This is a genomic window from Flavobacterium gawalongense, assembly GCF_007097265.1.
Lineage (GTDB): Bacteria > Bacteroidota > Bacteroidia > Flavobacteriales > Flavobacteriaceae > Flavobacterium > Flavobacterium gawalongense.
In genome coordinates, this window is sequence record NZ_VJZP01000020.1 from 52,579 (window position 1) to 72,725 (window position 20,147).

At 33.3% G+C, this 20,147-nt stretch carries 14 protein-coding genes; 4 read left to right on the forward strand and 10 right to left on the reverse strand.

What is annotated here, in order from left to right; genetic code table 11:
- Window positions 1-139 precede the first annotated feature (139 nt).
- Together nadA and nadB are read left to right on the forward strand one after the other, a co-directional pair.
- On the forward strand, window positions 140-1,069 hold the full coding sequence (nadA, locus tag FNW38_RS11375; RefSeq protein WP_143386166.1) for a quinolinate synthase NadA: 930 nt from the start codon (window positions 140-142) through the stop codon (window positions 1,067-1,069).
- Window positions 1,069-2,607 carry an L-aspartate oxidase gene (gene nadB, locus FNW38_RS11380; protein WP_144064846.1) on the forward strand — a complete coding sequence of 513 codons (1,539 nt, stop codon included), beginning with the start codon at window positions 1,069-1,071 and terminating at the stop codon, window positions 2,605-2,607. Before nadA ends, nadB begins: the two co-directional genes overlap by 1 nt.
- Window positions 2,608-2,714: 107 nt before the next feature.
- On the opposite strand, the gene FNW38_RS11385 is transcribed toward nadB, so the two are convergent.
- Complete coding sequence (locus FNW38_RS11385; protein WP_143386164.1) at window positions 2,715-4,529, reverse strand: hypothetical protein; 1,815 nt, start codon at window positions 4,527-4,529, stop codon at window positions 2,715-2,717.
- 230 nt (window positions 4,530-4,759) lie between these two features.
- On the opposite strand from FNW38_RS11385, the gene FNW38_RS11390 reads away from it, so the two are divergent.
- Window positions 4,760-5,131: a hypothetical protein gene (locus tag FNW38_RS11390; RefSeq protein WP_143386163.1), complete on the forward strand. Its 372-nt coding sequence runs from the start codon at window positions 4,760-4,762 to the stop codon at window positions 5,129-5,131.
- Window positions 5,132-5,461: 330 nt separating this feature from the next.
- Here the strand turns inward: FNW38_RS11390 and hemL are convergent, their stop codons facing one another.
- The 9 genes from hemL to FNW38_RS11435 all read right to left on the reverse strand — a co-directional run bounded on the left by hemL (window position 5,462) and on the right by FNW38_RS11435 (window position 17,790).
- A complete protein-coding gene (gene hemL / locus FNW38_RS11395) occupies window positions 5,462-6,748 on the reverse strand; it encodes a glutamate-1-semialdehyde 2,1-aminomutase (protein WP_143386162.1) in 1,287 nt (428 codons plus the stop codon).
- A 31-nt stretch (window positions 6,749-6,779) separates the two neighbouring features.
- Entirely contained in the window at window positions 6,780-7,691 is a 912-nt protein-coding gene (locus FNW38_RS11400; RefSeq protein WP_143386161.1) for a glucosaminidase domain-containing protein, read from the reverse strand.
- Window positions 7,684-8,646, reverse strand: a complete 963-nt coding sequence (locus FNW38_RS11405; RefSeq protein ID WP_143386160.1) for a 1-aminocyclopropane-1-carboxylate deaminase/D-cysteine desulfhydrase — start codon at window positions 8,644-8,646, stop codon at window positions 7,684-7,686. The genes FNW38_RS11400 and FNW38_RS11405 overlap by 8 nt, the downstream gene beginning before the upstream one ends.
- Before the next feature lie 25 nt (window positions 8,647-8,671).
- The gene (locus FNW38_RS11410) at window positions 8,672-10,507 is read right to left on the reverse strand and encodes a T9SS type A sorting domain-containing protein (RefSeq protein WP_143386159.1); all 1,836 of its coding nucleotides are present in this window, start codon (window positions 10,505-10,507) and stop codon (window positions 8,672-8,674) included.
- A gap of 156 nt (window positions 10,508-10,663) precedes the next feature.
- Window positions 10,664-11,887: a hypothetical protein gene (locus FNW38_RS11415; protein ID WP_143386158.1), complete on the reverse strand. Its 1,224-nt coding sequence runs from the start codon at window positions 11,885-11,887 to the stop codon at window positions 10,664-10,666.
- A 915-nt stretch (window positions 11,888-12,802) separates the two neighbouring features.
- Window positions 12,803-13,192: a response regulator gene (locus FNW38_RS11420; protein ID WP_143386157.1), complete on the reverse strand. Its 390-nt coding sequence runs from the start codon at window positions 13,190-13,192 to the stop codon at window positions 12,803-12,805.
- A gap of 6 nt (window positions 13,193-13,198) precedes the next feature.
- Window positions 13,199-14,215, reverse strand: coding sequence for a response regulator (locus FNW38_RS11425; protein WP_143386156.1), 1,017 nt, complete (start codon window positions 14,213-14,215; stop codon window positions 13,199-13,201).
- Window positions 14,212-14,655 carry a response regulator gene (locus FNW38_RS11430; protein ID WP_143386155.1) on the reverse strand — a complete coding sequence of 148 codons (444 nt, stop codon included), beginning with the start codon at window positions 14,653-14,655 and terminating at the stop codon, window positions 14,212-14,214. The genes FNW38_RS11425 and FNW38_RS11430 overlap by 4 nt, the downstream gene beginning before the upstream one ends.
- A gap of 81 nt (window positions 14,656-14,736) precedes the next feature.
- The gene (locus tag FNW38_RS11435) at window positions 14,737-17,790 is read right to left on the reverse strand and encodes a PAS domain S-box protein (protein WP_143386154.1); all 3,054 of its coding nucleotides are present in this window, start codon (window positions 17,788-17,790) and stop codon (window positions 14,737-14,739) included.
- A gap of 2,089 nt (window positions 17,791-19,879) precedes the next feature.
- On the opposite strand from FNW38_RS11435, the gene FNW38_RS17990 reads away from it, so the two are divergent.
- Entirely contained in the window at window positions 19,880-19,978 is a 99-nt protein-coding gene (locus FNW38_RS17990; RefSeq protein WP_143386153.1) for a transposase, read from the forward strand.
- The last annotated feature ends 169 nt before the right edge of the window (window positions 19,979-20,147 follow it).

A 20,147-nucleotide genomic window follows, 5' to 3' on the forward strand; every position in this document is an offset into this window, starting at 1 on the left:
AATTATTACGCTATTAAATAGATTATTAATACTAATACAAACTTCCAAAATAGAGCTTATTGGAATTTAGTAAATGTGGGTACTTGAAGGATTATTTACTAAATTTGCCAAATCTATAGAATAAATAAAATTACTAAAAATGAAAAGTCTTAAAGAGCGCATATTGGAATTGAAAAAGGAGAAAAATGCGGTTATTTTAGCACATTATTACCAAGAAGCCGACATTCAGGATATTGCTGATTATGTGGGTGACAGTTTAGGATTGTCACAAGAAGCCATGAAAGTGGATGCCGATATTATTCTTTTTGCAGGCGTGCATTTTATGGCCGAAACGGCAAAGATTTTAAACCCAACCAAAAAAGTAATCCTTCCCGATTTGAAAGCTGGCTGCTCACTTGCCGAATCCTGTCCGCCGGATTTGTTCAAGAAATTTACTGATGAACATCCCGATCATATTGTTATTACCTATGTAAACTGTTCTGCCGAAATTAAAGCATTGAGCGATATTGTCTGTACCTCATCGAATGCTTTGAAAATTGTGGAATCCATTCCTAAAGAAACGCCCATTATTTTTGCACCGGATAAGAACTTAGGAAAATACATCATCAGCGAAACAGGCAGAGACATGCTACTTTGGGACGGCTCTTGTGTGGTTCATGAAGCTTTTTCATTGGATAAATTAATTGAAGTACACAAGCAATACCCTGATGCAAAAATTATTGCGCATCCCGAATCGGAAACGCATATTCTACAAACGGCAAGCTATATTGGTTCAACAGCCGGAATGATTGAGTATGTAAAAACAAATCCGAACAATAAATTTATTGTCGCTACTGAAGCAGGAATTTTGCACAAAATGCAACAGGAAGTGCCTCATAAAATATTAATTCCGGCTCCCGCTAAAGATGATAATACTTGCGCTTGCAGCGAATGCGGTTATATGAAAATGAATACACTTCAAAAGGTTTATGATTGCTTGCTTCGAGAAAGTCCGGAAATTGATGTCCCTGAAAACATTAGAAAAAAAGCGTTAATTCCTATTGAAAGAATGCTTGAATTATCAAAATAATGATTAAAACCAATTATCTAATCATCGGTTCTGGCGTGGCAGGATTGACTTTTGCCATAAAAATAGCAGATCGATTTCCCAACAGAAAAATCACGATAATTACCAAGTCGAACGAAGATGAATCCAATACAAAATATGCTCAGGGCGGGATTGCCATAGTCACAGACAAAACCGAAGATTCCTATAAAAAACACATTGACGACACCCTAATTTGCGGAGATGGTTTATGTGATTCGTCAGTCGTTGAAATGGTCGTTACCGAAGGTCCAAAACGATTAAAAGAACTTATAGAATGGGGTGCCAAATTCGATAAAAACACCAAAGGTAATTTCGATTTGGGTAAAGAAGGCGGCCATTCCCAAAACAGGGTGGTGCATCATAAAGACCAAACCGGTCATGAAATTGAACGTGCTATTTTAGCGCAGGTTCATCAAAAAGAGAATATTACCGTTCTGGACCACCATTTTGCACTTGACTTAATAACCCAAAATAATTTTTGTTTTGGTGCCTATGCATTGGATGAAAAAACAAAAGAAATTATTACTTTTAAATCTGATTTTACGGTATTAGCCACTGGTGGAATTGGACATCTTTACGGTCACACGACCAATCCGGTTATTGCAACCGGAGATGGAATTGCCATGGCTTTTCGTGCGAATGCCTCCATAAAAGACATGGAATTCATCCAATTTCATCCTACCGCTTTATATGATTCTTCTGCAGGATCTAAATTTTTAATTTCAGAGGCAGTTCGAGGTTTTGGAGCTTATTTACGCACCAAGAAAGGACATCGTTTTATGCTGGATTATGATAGCAGAGGCGAACTGGCTTCCAGAGATATTGTTTCGCAAAGCATTGATTTGGAACTAAAAAAATCAGGTGACGATTGCGTTTATCTGGACTGTACTCATTTGGATTTAGACGTTTTTATAAAACATTTCCCCATGATTTATGAACGTTGCAAAAGCATTGGAATTGATATTGCAAAAGACTGGATTCCCGTAATTCCTGCACAGCATTATCTTTGTGGCGGAATTATGGTGGACAAAAATGGGAAAACAACTGTAGCCAATTTATTTGCTTGTGGGGAATGTTCTCAAACAGGATTGCATGGTGCCAACCGATTAGCATCAAATTCATTATTGGAAGCGCTCGTATATTCGGACAAGATTTATAATTATTTGGCAAATATTTCTATTGGAAACAGTCAATTCAATGGAATTATTTCGAATTGGGAATCAGTTGAAAAGCCTGAAATTAATTCGGATTATTTAGCTAAAATGAAAACAGAATTACAGCTTTTGATGCGTCAGAATGCGGGTATTGTGCGCTATGATTCGGATTTACCCAAAGCCAAAGAACAGCTTTTGCATTGGCAAAATGAAATGGAAGAAATCGGTAAAACCCATCAAATTAGCGTTGCGTTTTACGAATTGCTTAACATGATTACAATTGGAAATTTAATTGTTCAGCAATCCATTGAAAGGAAAGAAAATCGTGGCGGTTTTATGAAAGTTAAAGCTACTGGAAGCAACTAAATTATTTTTTAAAGCACAAAAAAGAGTACCTTTTCATTCTCAAAAAAAACATTTCGCACAACTAAAATAAAAAAATCGGCTTAAAAAAACTTCAAGCCGATTTTGTATTAAACCAAAACCAATTCCGGAATTTCAATCTCAATTAGTTCCGTTTTATAGAAATTAAATTGACTTTGAATCTCCTTTTTAGTGATTTCGAAAAAAGGAGTTGATGAAAATAAATCTTCATAATATCCAATTCCTTGTAGCAAATTATTTTTAAATGAATGCCATTTTTTTATTTGTGCAGCTGTAATCTCATCAGAAACTGCTGTGATTTCATTTTTCAAATAATCAAGATACATTTTCAATTCTTTTACAAATAGATTCGGACGATCCGTAACCGTTAACACTGACGCGTTTCCATAAATATGCTGTACCATTTTAGAAAGGGAAACTTCCTGATCAAAATAGGCCATATTGGGTCCGGGGCAAATGATTACACCCTGAGCCTGTCCTTTAATTTTAATATCATTTTCAAGATAAGAAGCATTGGCTAAACCCACGCAAAGGCAGGCTTTTTCAGTAATACTGTTTTTCTTTTTTTCGAAAATTTCAGCAGATAAAATATCTTTTTGTTGCAATAACTCCTCTAGTTTTAGGTCTTGGTATTTTTTAGAAGACGTACAAATTCCTTTTGCATCGTATTCTTTGCTTAATGCCAAAAATCGTTTTGGACAAGAACTTCCCGCTTTATTTTCCTGAATACGTTTTTGCTTGAGAATTTCGTTAGTCGTTCCTCGCAAAGTATTGAAAGGAATTCCCAACGGCGAAATATGACTCAGATACAAATCTTCTTCTTTGGCTCCAGCCAATAATGCTCTGGTGTGTTTATCTACCGAAGTAGCTTCAGGAACCAATAAAAATGGAGAACCCCAACCCACAGAATCAACCTTATAATAGTCCAATAGAAAATCGTGTTCTTCGGCAGTTCCTACACCGCCTTGCACGGTAATTTTTAAACCCAATGGTTGTTGCGGAACATGTAATTCCTTTTGCCCCAGAACTTTCACCATCAAATCATGAGCAGATTGAATCAATTGCTCTTTTTTCTGTTTGAATTCTTCTAAAATTGGTCCCAACAAATAACCATCGGTAGCAAAAGCATGTCCGCCACAATTTAATCCGGATTCGATTCTATATTCAGAAACCCAAAGCCCTTTTTTGGCTAAAAAATTTCCTTGAATCATAGCCGAACGGAAATCGCTTACTTTAAGTGTAATTTTCTTTTTCAGTGTGTTATTGAAATCCGGGAAGAAAGCCGAAAAATTTTCAAAATAACTGTATAATCTTGGATTCATCCCAGCCGATAAAACTACTGATGATTCTAAAGTGCTATTGACAAAACCGCGAAGAGCGGCATGTGCATCATTGAAAGTAATTGGTAATTGTTCGTCTTTAATAAAATTATCCTTATCGAGTTTGGTCATAATGTTCACATCGATAGCGCCTGGAGAAAGGTTGTTTTCAAGATAATTTTTGATGTTTTCTTTAAAAGCAAAGCCGTCTTCCAATAAATTTTGTAAGCCTAATTTAATCTCCGATTTGTTCGGAAGCATGGCAATATAATTTTCCAATGCCAATTTGCTTTCGGATAATTCGATTTTAAAATTTTCGAATTTTTCTTTTACGATTTTGTCGACCAAATTTAAATAGGAAGTAATACGTTCCGCGCGATAATCATGTATTTTTTGAGTAATTTCCTGATAAGGAAGATCGAATTTCTTGCTGTAAAAAACATTCATTTTTTCGATGAGTTCATCATCCATAATTGAAATTACGGAAGATATTCCATACTTCGCTACTCTTATTGGACTATCAATCGTATATGCAAGTCCCATAACGGGAATGTGAAATGTATGAAGTGGTTTAATTGCTGTCATGCCCTTAATGATTTAATAAATAAACCACAAAAGTCGGTAAACAAAACGGTATAAAAACTGATAAATATCATGCGCTATAAATTTCTGCACTAGATAATAATAATAATAATAATCCTTTTGGATAGCCTAACAATGAATCTCTTTTCATTATGCAAACGATAATCTTTTGTTAACGGTCAAACTTTTGATTCCTTTCATTGTCTTATAACCATAACTTAAAAACAATACAAATGAAAAAATTATTTATCGCCGCATTATTAATTGTTGGAATGACAAGCTTTGCACAAGAAAGAAAAGGAAGACCGGAAAGATCTGAAATGGAGCAATTAACTCCCGAACAAAGAAACCAGTTGCATTTAAAAAAAATGACTTTAGAATTGGATCTGAATGCCTCCCAACAGAAAGAAATGAGTAAAATTATTGCTGAACAAAGTACCAAAAAAGAGGCTCGAATGGCGGAGAGAAAAGCAAATAAAGATTCGGTTAAAAAACTTACTTCAGACGAACTTTTTGCTAAAAAAAGCAAAATGCTAGACGAACAAATTGTTATGAAAGAAAGAATGAAAAAAATTCTTACTCCAGAACAATATAAAATGGGATGAGATGAAAGCGAAAAGACATCACGGAATGAAAAAAAATGATACATAAAGATGGAAAAGCAACAGAAACGGGTGATAAAAAATAGCACAATTCAATCTGAAATGTTTTATCTTATCTAAAAAAAGACCCAAATTTGGCTACCGTCTGGACACAAATATTCAGACGAAATTTTAGCCACGAATTTCACTAATTTTTACGAATTAATTAGAGTAAATTAGTAAAATTCGTGGCTGTCTTTTTTATAATATCATAAAATCTCTGTAAATCTTTTTAATCTGTGTCCTATTTTAAACTTGTGTCCAGACGGTAGCCGGAGGAAGCTCTTTTTTTTATTAAAATGTTTTAGAAACTTTATCTATTGCTCGAATGGTAAAATCTAAATCCTCATACGTTAATGCATCAGTGATGAACCATGTTTCATAAGCGGATGGCGCGATATAAATTCCCTCTTGCAATAATCCGTGGAAGAATTTCTTGAAAATTTCGTTATCGCCTTTTGTGGCAGTTTGAAAATCAACTACTGGAGCAGCATCAAAATGTACAGAAATCATTGATCCGATACTATTGATTGTAAAAGCAACAGTATTGGCTTTCAAAACTTTATCAATTCCAGCAGCTAAATATGCTGTTTTTTCTTCCAATCTTTGAAAAATTGCACGATCAGTATCTAAAGCTTGCAACATTGCTAATCCTGCCGCCATCGCTAATGGATTTCCGGATAATGTTCCCGCTTGATAAACCGGACCTAATGGCGCCAGATAATTCATAATTGCTGATCGAGCGGCAAAAGCACCAACCGGCAATCCTCCACCTATTACTTTCCCGAAAGTGACAATATCAGCAGTTACATTAAATAATTCCTGAACACCTCCTCTAGCGAGTCTGAATCCAGTCATAACCTCATCAAAAATCAATAGAATTCCATTATCAGTACACAATTGGCGTAAGCCCTCCAGAAAACCTTTATTTGGTGGAATACAACCCATATTTCCTGCAACAGGTTCTACGATTATTGCGGCAATTTCATTTTTATTGGCTTCAATTAAAGCCGCTACGTTCTGCAAATCATTGTATTTTGCAAGTAAAGTATCCTTGGCAGTTCCTGCTGTTACTCCTGGGCTGTTTGGTGAACCAAAAGTAATCGCTCCGCTTCCCGCTTGAATCAAAAATGAATCAGAATGTCCGTGATAGCAACCTGCAAATTTTATTATTTTATCTCTTTTGGTAAACCCACGAGCCAGTCTTACAGCGCTCATACAAGCCTCAGTACCCGAATTCACAAATCTAATTTTATCAATATTCGGAACCATGGAAACGGCCAAAGCTGCGATTTGAGTTTCCAATTCTGTTGGCATCCCAAATGAAGTTCCCAATTTAGCTTTCTCAATCACCGCTTGTACGACCGGTTCGTAAGCATGTCCTAAAATCATTGGTCCCCAAGAATTAATATAGTCTATCAAACGATTTCCGTCTTCATCATACAAATAAGCCCCTTTGGCACTTTTGACAAAAATTGGAGTTCCACCCACTGCTTTAAAAGCTCTTACTGGTGAATTTACACCTCCCGGAATTACTTTTTCTGCTTCAGCAAAAAGCTGACTGCTTCTTTTATATAACATTTATGAATTTATGAATTATAGTTATTTTAAATTATTTTACTACCAGCCTCTGCCCAATAGAAAGCGTATTGTCAGAAAGATTATTTTTTTGTTTTAAATCCTCAATCTTTAAGTCGAATTTTTTTGAAATGGAATACAGCGTATCTCCTTTTTGAACCACATATGAAACCAAGCCCTGACTTATTGGATTTTTAGATTCTATTGTTAATTCTTTAACCATTTGTTGTTCATTTGACACATAATTTACATCTAAAACCTGAATGTCATATTGATGTAATTGGTAACGTTCAATATAAGAAATCAATTTGTCCGGATATCTTGGATCTGTTGCATATCCGGCAACCCTAAGACCTTTGGCCCAGGCTTTGTAATCTCCTTTTGAAAATCCAAATAGTTTTGAATACCTGCTTCTCCCAGTTAGAAATAAAGCGTGATCTTTAAAAGATTCAGACGGATTATTGTATTTTCTAAAGCATTCCTGTGCTGCATCATCATCATGTTTCACACTTTCTCCCGTCCAGCCTTCATGACATTTTATACCAAAATGATTATTGGCATTTATTGCCAAATCACCCCTGCCGGCACCCGATTCCAGAATTCCCTGAGCCAAAATAATACTTGCCGGAATACCATAATTCCTCATATTTCCCATTGCAATATCCTTAAATTGAGAAACATAAGCAACCACCACATCATTCGTAACTACCGTTTTTGAAGTTGAAACGATTACTTCCGTTTCACGATTACTTTGTTCTTTTTTTACTGGGTTTGAAAGTATTGGGTTTGTTGCATTAGTACTTGATGTATTGGTTTTTTTAATAGTGCGAACTACCTCCGATTTTGGTTTTACAGGAGCTTTTTTTGTTGTTACAATAACTGGCTTTGTGGCTTTACAGCCTATTAAAGATAGTATGGTAAGAATCAGTAGGATTTTTTTAAACATTGATATCGATTATTGGTAATTGTTTGTTTCTTAATTTTATATTCATTCCCTGAATTCCCTGAATTCCGCCAGTATGAATTAGTAAAATTTTTGATTCGGCAGGAAAATAGTTTTTTTGAATTAAATCTATAACGCCAAAAACCATCTTCCCCGTATAAATAGGGTCCAAAGGAATTTGATTTACTGCATAAAACTGATTAATAAACCCGATTAATGCTGAATTTACTTTTCCGTATCCCCCAAAATGATAGTCCGTAATTAGTTCCCAATTCTCATTTTGGACAAAATTACGAATTTCCTCTTTTAAAAAATCACCTTTTAAAGCTGGAAAACCTAAAACTTTTTGATAAGGCAAAACACTGTTAATAATTCCCGAAATGGTTCCGCCCGTTCCTATTGAACAACAGATGTAATCAAATTCGGCATCTTCTTGAGTTAGAATTTCCTGACAGCCTTTGATAGCTAATGCATTAGTTCCTCCTTCTGGAATAAGATAAAAACTGCCAAATTTCTGTTTTAAATTTTCTAAAAATGTTATCTCGCTTTTTAATCGATATTCCTCCCTCGAAATAAATTCCAGTTGCATTCCGCAATTTTGAGCAAATAACAAAGTAGGATTCTCCGAAATTTTACTCCCTAATTCATCCCCTCGAATAATCCCTATGGTTTTGAATCCTTTTTCTTTTCCTGCAAAAGCTACTGCTGCAATATGATTTGAAAAAGCGCCACCAAAAGTAAGCAATGTTTCCTGGTTTTTTTCTTTCGCCCGAAGCAAATTGTATTTCAGTTTTCTGAACTTATTTCCGGAAACAAAAGGATGTATCAAATCTTCCCGTTTGATATATACTGAAATAGAATTCGGAAATGGCGTTTTTAACTGCTGATTCAAAGGAATTGATTTTGGTACAAAGGTAAAATTTATATATAATAAAAATGCAACCTTTACAGATTGCATTTTTTGTTTTCATTTCAAATGAGTTTTAGTTTTTAATGATAATTTTTTTACCACCCTCAATATTGTCTTTCGTCGATAATTTAACAATATAAATCCCATCGCCAAGACCCGAAGTAGAAAATTTATAAGACGAATTCACACCCAAATCTTTTTTACTAAAAATTAATTTTCCCGCTACATCATACAAACCGCAGGTAGCAAGATCCATTAGTAATGGATTATTAATCGTTAGATTTTTGGTAGAATTATTTTGATAAACCACAAAACTCTGACTTGTTGTATCTTCAACACCTAATGTAGAATTAGTTTTAAAAGTAATTTCAAATTGTGTATTGTTAACTCCAGCAGGCAATGTCAATTCATGGAAATCATTTTTAATATCATGGTATAAATTCGTCACTTTATCGTGTAAATAAACAGTATTAGCCGTTGTAAAGTTCAAAATTTCTTTTACCGTAATTTTATAATTGGCTTGATTCGCATTTTTAAATCCAATTGGAATTTTTTTATCCATATCAAAATTCACTGCGTTTATTACATACTCTGTATCCTCTAACACAAAATAAATATCCGCTGGAGAACCATCACTAGAGGACATTGCATCCATTGCACGATCAACACCGTCCGTAGCTTCAGGAATAAATGCCAAAGCCATTTGACGAACTCCCTCATTATTCAATAAGGTATTGAATCTAATTTGTGGTGTTGGGGCAATACTAACTTTTGTATAATCGAAACCTGAAACAGATTGAATAGCCGACAAATAATCCGAAGTATTTTCTGTTTTACTTTGATTTGCGTTTTTATTGAATTGAGAATAATTTGATGCACCTTCCTTAACGAATACTCGGTAACTATTTTTCATTTCTACCGTTCCATTTGCAGTACCATCAATCAAAAAACCTTGTCCTATAGGGCAAAAACGTTTTTCATAACTCCCTCCTGTACCAGTACTCGTTCCTTCATTACCTGAACCATCGTAAGAATAAAATGTCGCAGGAACATAGATTCCATTACTACCTAAGGAACCAGGTGAGAAAGCTCCATATCCGCCTTTGTAATCTGTTATATAATGAGAACTTACTGTTTTATCCTGTTCCCAGAAATAAGCAATCCCAGTACAATTTGTCGCATCGGTTAAAAAGGCAGATAAATCTATTGCTGATGGATACGGATTTCCAGTTAATGTAAATTGCTCGATTGCAACAGGAATAGAAATTGTTCCGTCATTTGGTTTTCCTCTAAAATCATATCTTTGTTGACTAGTCGGATTGTTTTGAACCCCATTTACCGTAATTAAATTGGTCCCTGAAGTTCCTTTCATGGTAAACCCCTCTCCAGCGTTAATAGTAGAGGCAGATCCGACTTGATTCCAATTTGAATAGTCCGCTGAAGCAGTCAGCTTATTGATCCAATAAGGAGCAATTGCAAATGGACTAGCCGTACCATTATAATTGTTCATTGCTAAAATAGTTGGATTATTACTGTTTGTCAAATCAACAATATCTTTGAGTTGGGTAATTCCAAAAGGAGAATTTCCAGCGGCAGCGATATTTCCTCCAACAGGTGAACACCAGTAATTAAATTGAAAATTATTTGTAGTCCCTTCTTGAAACACAGATAAGTCCCCTATTCCTTTATTAGTTCCAGCTGTAGTGGAGCCCTGTAACAACTGGGCATCTTTTCTTAAATAGAAATTACTACTAGCTGCATTTAACTCCAAGTCTTGTTTTATAAAAACAACTTCGTTGCTTGCAAAGACGTAACTATTAGGACTTACATACATCTGGGCATTGACATTACTCTGAAATAAAAATCCAGTAACGATCAATAGTGTTTTTTTAAGTATTTTTGAGTCCATAAGCTTCTAAATTAAGTTAATTTGTATGAAATTATATTTTTTAATGGATTTCTCTTTTTGGTAAAAACAAAAACAATCAACTTTTTTATCGTAACCCTTTCGGGTGAAAATACCATCAACAATGTTGTAAAACGATACAACTAGCGATCTATTTCTTTAAAAATTTTGATCAACACATTCTGTAGCTCCACCTTCAAGAGTTAATGTATTACTAGTACTTGCATTACTCCACTGAACGGTGATACTAATTGTATTCGCCAAAGTTGTGTCAATCGAGGCTAAATTCCCAATCTCAATATTTGGTGTAAGATTATCTTGTTGTGTTTTACCATAGCTTATAATAGTCCCGGATGTGCCAATGCTTCTCACAGTTGATCTTAAATCAATATCGAAAGGTCTGTTTGTAGCATTCTGACCTGTAGACGCAATAGTTAATATAGTTATTCCTGCCAATTTAACCCTGAATGTATAAATAGATGAAGTATTTACTGTAGAAAACCTTCCATATAATTTTATATTCATCAATTTCCCAATAGTAAGATAGTTCGCTGCCATAGTAGATGTATAAATAGTTGTTTCGGTTGTCGTATTTGAAACCGCTACCGGCGTAACAACTACATCTTGGGCGAGCATAATACTTCTTCTTACGAGATAAGTTGATGCGTAAAATGTATGATCTTTATATTCAATAGCTCCTGGTTCTACGGTTGTCAATAACGGTCCGTCTGTTAATTTTAGTGGAGCAGTTCCTGCTGAAGCGGTACCTGGTTTAATATGTAAGGAAGCTGTTGGGGCAGGCACGCCTATTCCAATATTTCCTGCTGATAAGGTTCTTAAACGCTCTGTGTTATTCGTTTTTAAAACAAAATCTTTTGCATCGATTGTGCCAACAAAATTTGTACCTGCAGTTGTGCCAGTATTCCCTGTTAAATTCCAATCTGATGACGATGACGAATTGTAATTATTTGATGTTTTCCATTCAGTTCCGTTACTAAAAAGCGTTTCAGCTTCTCCAGCTTTAGCCAGAATTAAATTTGCTACTCCGTCTATTGTTCCAGTTAAAGTAACATTTGCGGTACTTGTAGCATCTCTTTTAATAGTATAAATTCGACCCGTAATCCCAACAGCCGTTGGTAATGTGATTGTTATTGCAGTTGATCCATTATTACAGACAACGAGATTATAGGTATCATCTAAAGTTGTATTAGAGGTTACAGTAGTTACCTTTTGACCAACCGAACCATTGACTTCAAAAGTTGATTGAGGAGTAATTGTATTTATTCCTACTTGGGCTTTAACAACTGAACAAGAAAGAAGGAAAAAGACAATTGAAAAAATGTACAATATGATATTGTCTGGAGTTGATTTAATTTTTTTCATAAAAGTAAATATTTAAGATTAATGTAAGTACATAGGTAAACATATAAGTATCCGCACAAATACGTAAGTATCTATATAGATTATTAAGTATTTTAATACGTAAAATTACTTAGTAAAAATAAAGAAAAATAAAAATGATTAAAGTAAAAAAGTACCTATTATGAAATAAAAACGATATTAATAAAATAACAGTCCAAAAATATTAAGAATTAAAAAACTGTATTAAAAATAGAAACGAATCTATCTAAAGAGTAATTTTAAGCTGTTTTTTTATTCATCATTTTTAATTTTTAATACATTTAAATATAAAAAACAAGTAGTGTGCAGCCTATTTTAAGTCACGTTCTGTTCACTAGCCGGAACTTTTCCATTTAAATTTAAATAACTTGGTTTCTGAAAATCATTCTGCATGATTAATTGACAGTATTGTTGAACAATTAGAAATTCAAGATCTAATAAGTCAATATAAAGGAGATTGTACTTCGAGTTACCATCCTAAAATACAGTTCATTGATGAAACAAAAATAGAAGCCAATACTCATAAATATAATTTTGTATGAAAAAAATCAGTTGAAAGAAACAAAGAAAGACTACAGTTCAAGATAAGTGCAGTTTTAACCAATATAGGCCAAACCATTGTGTCGAATAATGTATTTGTTGATACCAATGAGAATACAAAAATTGACAGTCCACAATTGCAAGAAAAAAGAAAAGACATAAACGAGAATACAAAAAGGGAAAGCTAGAAAAAAAATAATTGCAAAGCTCAAAAAATACGAGAATTACCTTGATATTCTCGGGGAAAGAAATATTCAAAACTCAGAATGAAAATTATACCAAATATGTACTATTTAGATTAAGTCGATAAAAACAGAAAGGCTCTCCAAAAAGACAGCCTCTTTGTCTTGCTCTAATTTATGATTGTAAAAACCTTAATTTTAATCTTTGCAACACCTGTTCATCTAATGGCTTTTCGACAAAATCAATAACTTTGGAATAGGAGAAAGCTTTTTCTTTGTCAGATGCATCTACGGATGATGTTACCATCACAACATGTACTTCTTTCTCAAAACCATCCTGATGAATGACTTCCAATAAATCCCAGCCATTCATAACAGGCATATTTATATCCAGAAATAATAAAACAGGCTTGGCATTATCAGGGAGATTATCAAAAAAATCCAATGCTTTTTTTGCGGAATTAAAAGTATGGGGCGACTCTTCAAGTTTTTCCTTTTGTAAAATTTTTTTATGCAGAAAAAGGATTATATTATCATCATCTACAACCGCTACAGTAAAATTCATCTAATTTTAATTTTTTTTAATATTAATGCGTTCTGTTTTTTTTACAATGTTTCTTATTATTTTGTCCAATTCAATTCCGGAATCAGAAAAATGATTCAATAAATCTTCAAATTCGGATGATGTACTATCCATTTCTTTAATGAGATTTACAATACCCATCATTCTTGCTAAAGGAGCCCTAACTACATGTGATTGTGTCCAGGCTATCTGTTGCAATTTTTCGTTTTGCTTTTCTATTGCTTTAATATATTGTACACGCTCTGTAATATCATTTGCGAGAACCAATTCAGCTCTCTGATTGTTGAAATAAATGATGTTACTTTGAATCTCTACATGAATAACATCTCCGTTTTTCTTCTTGTGTCTGTAAATCCCTTTTGTCGAGAGTTGATCTTTTTGTTTTGGAGAATTAACTGCTGCTGCTGAAATCGTAACCTCTCCTTCAAGTATAATTTCTTTGACAGTCATTTTTAAGAATTCATCTTCTGTGAATCCATAATTATAAACGGCAGAATCGTTGACACCTAAAAACTGAAATGTGTCCATATCACATACCCACATTGGTTGCGGACTTAAATGAAAAAGATCGCTGTAGCGTTTTTCAGATTCTTTAAGTAAAGAAATTGATTTTTTTCGTTCTATAGAATAAATAATACTTTTATAAAGCATTGTCGCGTTCAAATCATCTTTAATTAAATAGTCTAAAATCCCTTGAGATATTGATTTGGTACTGAAATCAACATCTGAATAACCTGTAAAAACTATTACTGGACATAATGAGGCCGTCTGCAAGATTTCAGTAATCAAATTTTGTCCGCTTTTATCCGGCAGCGTAAGATCTAATAAAATGATGTCGAAAAATCTATCTCCAGAAGATAAGATTACAGAAGCTTCTTTGAAATTTTTTGCATGTGTTATTTTAGGATTGAGAATAAGTTCTGTTAACAATTCCTCAACTATCATAAAATCACCCAAATTATCTTCTATGACTAAAATACTGTACGATTTTTTATCTTTTATCATTTGAAATAATTTTTTCTGGTTGGCAACTTTACTACTGAAATCCAAAAATTTTCTATTTTAGTAATAACATCCATAAAAGAATCTATATCTACCGGTTTAGTGATATAGCAGTTGGCATAGTTTTGATAAGACATAAAGATATCTTTTTCAGAAGAAGAAGTAGTAAGCATAATCACGGGTATATGTTTAAAAACTCCGTTCCCTTTTATGTATTTCAGTACTTCAATCCCATTTTTTTTAGGCAGATTGATATCCAGCAATAAGAGATCTGGCATGTCCGCATTTAGATAATTACCCTGTTTATTTAAGAAATCAACAGCTTGTTTTCCATCTTTTACTACGTCTAGTTTGATAACTATTTTGGCATCTTCAAATACCTCTTTTGTAAGTAGAATATCACCTTCGCTATCCTCTACCAATAAAATATGAATGGGTTCCATTTTAATTATTCTTTTATTTAAACTAAAAACTACTTTGTAAGTTATGTTATGGATTTTTCATTTTAATTTTTTTCTCTTGTATTACTGCTGTTTTTTAATTGTAAAATAAAAGGTACTCCCTTTACCCTCGGTAGATTCTAACCATATTTTACCTCCAAGGTTCTCAATAACTTTTTTTGTAACCGCCAGCCCAATCCCTGTTCCAGAATACTCGTCTTTGTTATGAAGCCGTTGAAAAATGATAAATATTTTATCAAAATACTCTTCTGCAATGCCTATTCCATTATCAATTACTGCAAATTGCCAATGATTTTCAAATTCCTTAACCGTAATATTTACTTCGCAGTAGGATCCTTCTTTTGAATATTTCAAGGCATTACTTATTAAGTTTTGAAATACTTGACGCAGTGGTGCGCTATGGCCTTGAATAACTGGAAGTTTATCAAACTTAATAATGACTTTTTTCTTCTCTATCCTTTTTCTGAACAGCAGTTGGATTTCTTTAACTAATTCATTCAGATCAAGTTCTTCCTGGTCATCCTCTAGAGTACCTGCTCTGGAAAATTCTAATAAATCCAGTATGATTTGTCGCATCCTTTTGGCTCCATCTACCGCAAAATGGATATATTTCTTACCTTTTTCATCAATTACATCTCCATATTTTTTTTCCAATAAAGTAAGAAAACCGGTCACCATACGCAACGGCTCCTGTAAATCATGAGATGCAACATAGGCAAACTGTTCCAATTCAATATTAGAGGTTGCCAGTTGTTTTACATTTTTTTCAAGATTCATGTTTAACTCTTTTAGCTTTTCTTCAGCCATTTTCCTTTCTGTTGCATCTCTAAAATAAACTGACAAACCGTTATTGGAAGGATAAACACTTATTTCAAACCATTTATTCAAAGGCGCATAATAGTCCTCAAATTGAAGTATCTGATTATTTTCAGCGGCTTCGTGGTAGTTCCTGTAAGATTTGGAATTAATGCTATCCGGAAATACCTCCCATAAATAATGTCCAACTATTTCATTTTTTAATATACCTATTAGTTTTTCTGCTTGATTGTTCCAATAAGTAACCGTCCAGAACTTATCCATGGCAAAAAAAGCATCACCTATACTCTCGAGAATAGTATTTTTCTCTTCCAGAGTTTCTATAACTGATAACTCCGCTCTTTTCCTTTTATCAATGCCCTGGAAACTACCGTAAATTTTTATGCATTTCCCTTCGGAAAATTCTGTTTCGCCAATAACTCTTATCCATTTTTCATTTCCTTTAGCGGTAACAATCTGTAATTCCACATCAAATGGGATGTCTTTTTCAATGGCCTTCTGAATTTTTTCGCTAATAATCTCCCTGCTTTCTCCCTCTTTAATGAAATTGATAGCCGTTTCTAAATCCGGCATATAGTCTTCCTGCACCTCATAAATTTCTCTAATCAGCTTGGACCAATAGGTCCTGTTATTCACAAGATCTACTTCCCAACTACCAATACGAGCCAGGGTATTTGTTTTATTAATCAAAAAATCCAGATTTTTTTTCTCAGTAATATCTTTTGCTACCGCAAAAAAGAATCCTTCTTCAGAAGACGGGGAAATTGTCCATGCCAACCATTTTATTTTTCCAGATTTAGTGATATACCGGTTCTCAAAATAAATTCTATCGATTCCTTTAGATAAATCTTCAAATTTTTCAACTGTATTTAGCTTATCTTCAGAATGGATAAATTCAGAAATCGGCACTGCCAATAGCTCTTCCTCCGTATATTCAAGCAGTACACAGGCCGCAGCATTTAATTTTTTAAAATATCCATCTAAACCTGCTATGCAAATAACATCAGGTGCAAAGCTGAATATCTGACTCAGTTCCTGTTCTAATTGCTTACGCTTAATTTCAGCACCAATAAGAATCCCTATGTTTTCAAACAAAACAGAAAAGTCTTCAATTAGATCTTTATCTGAATTTAATCCTAACACAAAAACGGCTATTACTTCATCATTATAAAAAACAGGTAACCCATAAGCTGATTGCAGACCCATTTTTTTAGCTGCATCTCTTCGGATAAAGCTATTCTCTTCTCTGATATTCTGCCAAAGCTGAATGGTTTTGGTTTCCCAAATAGTGCCGGGTAAACCTTCCCCTTTGGCAAAACTTTTCAGCTCCTTATTTTCATCGTAAAAAGCCCGTGATGCATCTGTTTCACAATATTTAGAAACTAAGTTTATTTTCTTTTTATCTGCACTGATTAACCAAGCTTCCGCTATGCTGAAATATCCAAAAACTACCAGTCGATCTAAGACTTTATCCAATATTAGGTTTAATGTGCCCGGCTCATTAAATAACCGGCTGATGTCAGCAAAAAGTGTCTTTTGTAACTCCTCATTTTTTCGTTGTGAAATATCTCTTCCAATAGCTGTCCAATGGGTAAACCAACCTGTCTTATCTGCAACCGGACTTACAGTTAAATTGATCCAAAATTCTGCTCCGTTTTTTTTATAATTTACAGTAGTGATTTCACAAGATTCCCATTTTCTGAGTGCCTCACTTAATCTTTTTAGTTCGTTTTCATCTGATTTTGGACCTTGTAAAATTCGTGGAGTTTTGCCTATTACTTCTTCAGCTGTATAACCCGTCATTCTGGTAAATGCGTCATTTACATAAACTATTTTCGGGCCAGGTTCATCAAACGGTTCTGCTTCGGTGATCAATACGGCATCATTGGCTTTGGAAAAGATGGAAGAGAATTTTTCAAGTTCTTTAATTAAATTCTGCTCCTTTGTAATGTCTTGAAAAGTACCTGATAAACGACTTGGTTTTCCATTTTTGAATACAATCTGACCCATGCTTTCTACATATTTGATATTGTTTTTGGCCGTGATGATCTGAAACTTGTCATTAAAAGGAATTCCTTCAAGTATAGCTCTTTCGGCAAGTAATTTAATTTTATCTCTATTTTTACCTTCGGCATAAAAATTAATTACAGTTTCAATTTCAGGAATGAAATTATCAGGAACTTCATGGATGCATCTCATAACAGCATCCCAATAAAAGATATTAGTTTCCAAGTCTAATTCCCAAACACCAATTTTAGCGGATTGCGCGACTTTACTATAGAGCTCAAGCTTATCAGTCATAATAGATTTTATAATGGATTAGGTGTTTTTGGAACAATCAAATTTAGTCATTATTTTTTTTAGTAATATCATAAAAGCTTGTTTTGTAATTAGTTCCGATAATCATTTAAACAAAAATATGCTTTTTAGTCCACAGAATTTATTAAATTAATGTTTGCCAATAATTTAGGCGAAGAGCCATTTCATTTTCTAATTCATAAAAAATTTTAATTGCTCTTTCTTCAGCTTCTGTTAGTCTTGCACCGCCACTGCCTTTACCTCCGAGTAATTCCTACAAGTAGTTTTTAAGCACGTTAATTCATCTTTTCCACTAATTGCCAAGCTTGTCTGTATGCTATCTTCATTTCTTTCACCGCATTGATGATAGGCCAGTTTTTCCAATGCTTTCTAATTACTATTCTTACCTATACCTAAAAAAGAACCATCAGCTTATTCAATCCAGATTCTAGCCCCCATAGTATGTCTATTAATTTCTTCCTTCAGTATGTTTTAAAAAAAAATAGTGAAGAGCAATCGAGTTACTAACAAAAATGAAATTTTAATCGATTTAAAACACTTATAAGTATGCTTTGCAAATATAAGTATTTTTACTTAGCACAAATTGTTTGTTTCTTTATCAAAGAAATAACTTTGGTACTATGTCCAATAACCTTAAATAGGGCATCTGAAAAATAATCCTTGGAACAAGGATACTGAAATTTACTGCCACATTCAAAATTAATAAAAACCACCAATTACCTTATTTTTGTTTTGAACAACTATATTTTAAAACCCAATCACAAATGAAACATTCCTATTTGTTGCATTTCTATTCAAGATGAATTGATGTCCAAAAAAGGAACACTAAACTTCTCGTAAAAAAATGATTTTAAAAAAATTATTGGTTTATAAAAAAACATTCATAAAGTAAATTTACCTAACAAATCGATAAAAAGCAAATTAAATCGACGAAATGCATAAATTTTATTTATAAACAATAAAAAACTTAGATTTATTATTAAAAAAAAAGATTGTAATCGTTTTTGTTATGATAATTAATAAAAAAATTCCACCTATTTTTATAATTGAAGATTAAAGGTTCTTCAACTGGATTAGTGGCTAATCAAAATACCTCTTCGGTATCGCATTAATCAACTTCTTTGTATTTCTTTCTGTGGATTGGTATACAATTCATCCACATCAGCAATCTCTTCAATCTTACTTTCATTCATCACTAAAACTTAATCAGACATCTATTTTACTACAGCCAAATCATGAGAAATAAAGATATAAGTAAACCGATTTACATACTTAAATAATACGTATAAGTGAAGCAAATAATAGAACCGTAATACGCTTATTTAAATCTGATGATTTTAGACTACTATTTTACAATCTTAATAATATCTAAGTTCCAGTAATAATGGGAAATGAATAGTATTGCTTAAGTATATAACCCGATAAGTAAATTTAATACTTACACAAATGCCTAAACTGATTCAATCCATTTTGGTTGTAAGGCTATGGTCTTACATACCAAAAAGTTGGCGTTGTCTTCTAGAAAATTCCGATGGATTTTAAAACCAGAATCCAAAATTTATAAACAATTAGGCAAGGATTAAACAACAATCCTGTGAACCGTAACATTTAGAAAAACCAACTCGCTACTAAAATAGCGGTAATAACACATATTAAATCGACCAAAAGCATAGTACCAAGGGTGTAGCGTGTGTGTTTAATTTTTATGACTATCCGTAATGCGGACTAAAATCATTTCGAATACAATTTTCGTCGTTTGTACATTTATAAAGCATAAATAGTAGCCCACAGATTGTACAGATTATACCGATTTACACGGATTTTTTTACTTGGTGAATCAAACTGTTATTTAAATCTGTGCAAAATCCGTTCAATCCGTGTTATCTGTGTGACATATTTTATCCTTTGGAACATATTGCGGACTGTCATATTAATTTTAATGGATCCAAAGTAAACTGCAATTACATAAAAGGTAGTTTCGGCACTGCATTAGAAAATAGAACTCAATCTTCCTGTAAAAGAATCTGGTCCAAAGGTACACATCGTATCGTTCAATAAATCCGGACAGACAATGGCTTCTTATAAAAAACGTTGGCAAGTAGAAACACTTTTTAAAGCACTAAAAAGTAGTGGTTTTAATATAGAAAACACGCATGTTATACCGATTTAGGAAGATTGGAAAGATTATTTTATTAACAATAATCACCTTTGTGTGGCGTTATAAAACAGGTGATTTTATAGATGAAAATATTAAGAAAATTAGGCTGTAGTCTAAAAGAATGTTGTTGAAATAATTTTGTTATATTTAATAAGTTGCGTATCTGTTTAATACATCTTTT

Excerpts from the sequence above, each read along its gene's own strand:
- nadA (WP_143386166.1), top strand. The coding sequence starts at position 140 with ATGAAAAGTCTTAAAGAGCGCATATTGGAATTGAAAAAGGAGAAAAAT.
- nadB (WP_144064846.1), top strand. The coding sequence starts at position 1,069 with ATGATTAAAACCAATTATCTAATCATCGGTTCTGGCGTGGCAGGATTG.
- FNW38_RS11385 (WP_143386164.1), bottom strand. The coding sequence starts at position 4,529 with ATGACAGCAATTAAACCACTTCATACATTTCACATTCCCGTTATGGGA.
- FNW38_RS11390 (WP_143386163.1), top strand. The coding sequence starts at position 4,760 with ATGAAAAAATTATTTATCGCCGCATTATTAATTGTTGGAATGACAAGC.
- hemL (WP_143386162.1), bottom strand. The coding sequence starts at position 6,748 with ATGTTATATAAAAGAAGCAGTCAGCTTTTTGCTGAAGCAGAAAAAGTA.
- FNW38_RS11400 (WP_143386161.1), bottom strand. The coding sequence starts at position 7,691 with ATGTTTAAAAAAATCCTACTGATTCTTACCATACTATCTTTAATAGGC.
- FNW38_RS11405 (WP_143386160.1), bottom strand. The coding sequence starts at position 8,646 with ATGCAATCTGTAAAGGTTGCATTTTTATTATATATAAATTTTACCTTT.
- FNW38_RS11410 (WP_143386159.1), bottom strand. The coding sequence starts at position 10,507 with ATGGACTCAAAAATACTTAAAAAAACACTATTGATCGTTACTGGATTT.
- FNW38_RS11415 (WP_143386158.1), bottom strand. The coding sequence starts at position 11,887 with ATGAAAAAAATTAAATCAACTCCAGACAATATCATATTGTACATTTTT.
- FNW38_RS11420 (WP_143386157.1), bottom strand. The coding sequence starts at position 13,192 with ATGAATTTTACTGTAGCGGTTGTAGATGATGATAATATAATCCTTTTT.
- FNW38_RS11425 (WP_143386156.1), bottom strand. The coding sequence starts at position 14,215 with ATGATAAAAGATAAAAAATCGTACAGTATTTTAGTCATAGAAGATAAT.
- FNW38_RS11430 (WP_143386155.1), bottom strand. The coding sequence starts at position 14,655 with ATGGAACCCATTCATATTTTATTGGTAGAGGATAGCGAAGGTGATATT.
- FNW38_RS11435 (WP_143386154.1), bottom strand. The coding sequence starts at position 17,790 with ATGACTGATAAGCTTGAGCTCTATAGTAAAGTCGCGCAATCCGCTAAA.
- FNW38_RS17990 (WP_143386153.1), top strand. The coding sequence starts at position 19,880 with ATGGCTTCTTATAAAAAACGTTGGCAAGTAGAAACACTTTTTAAAGCA.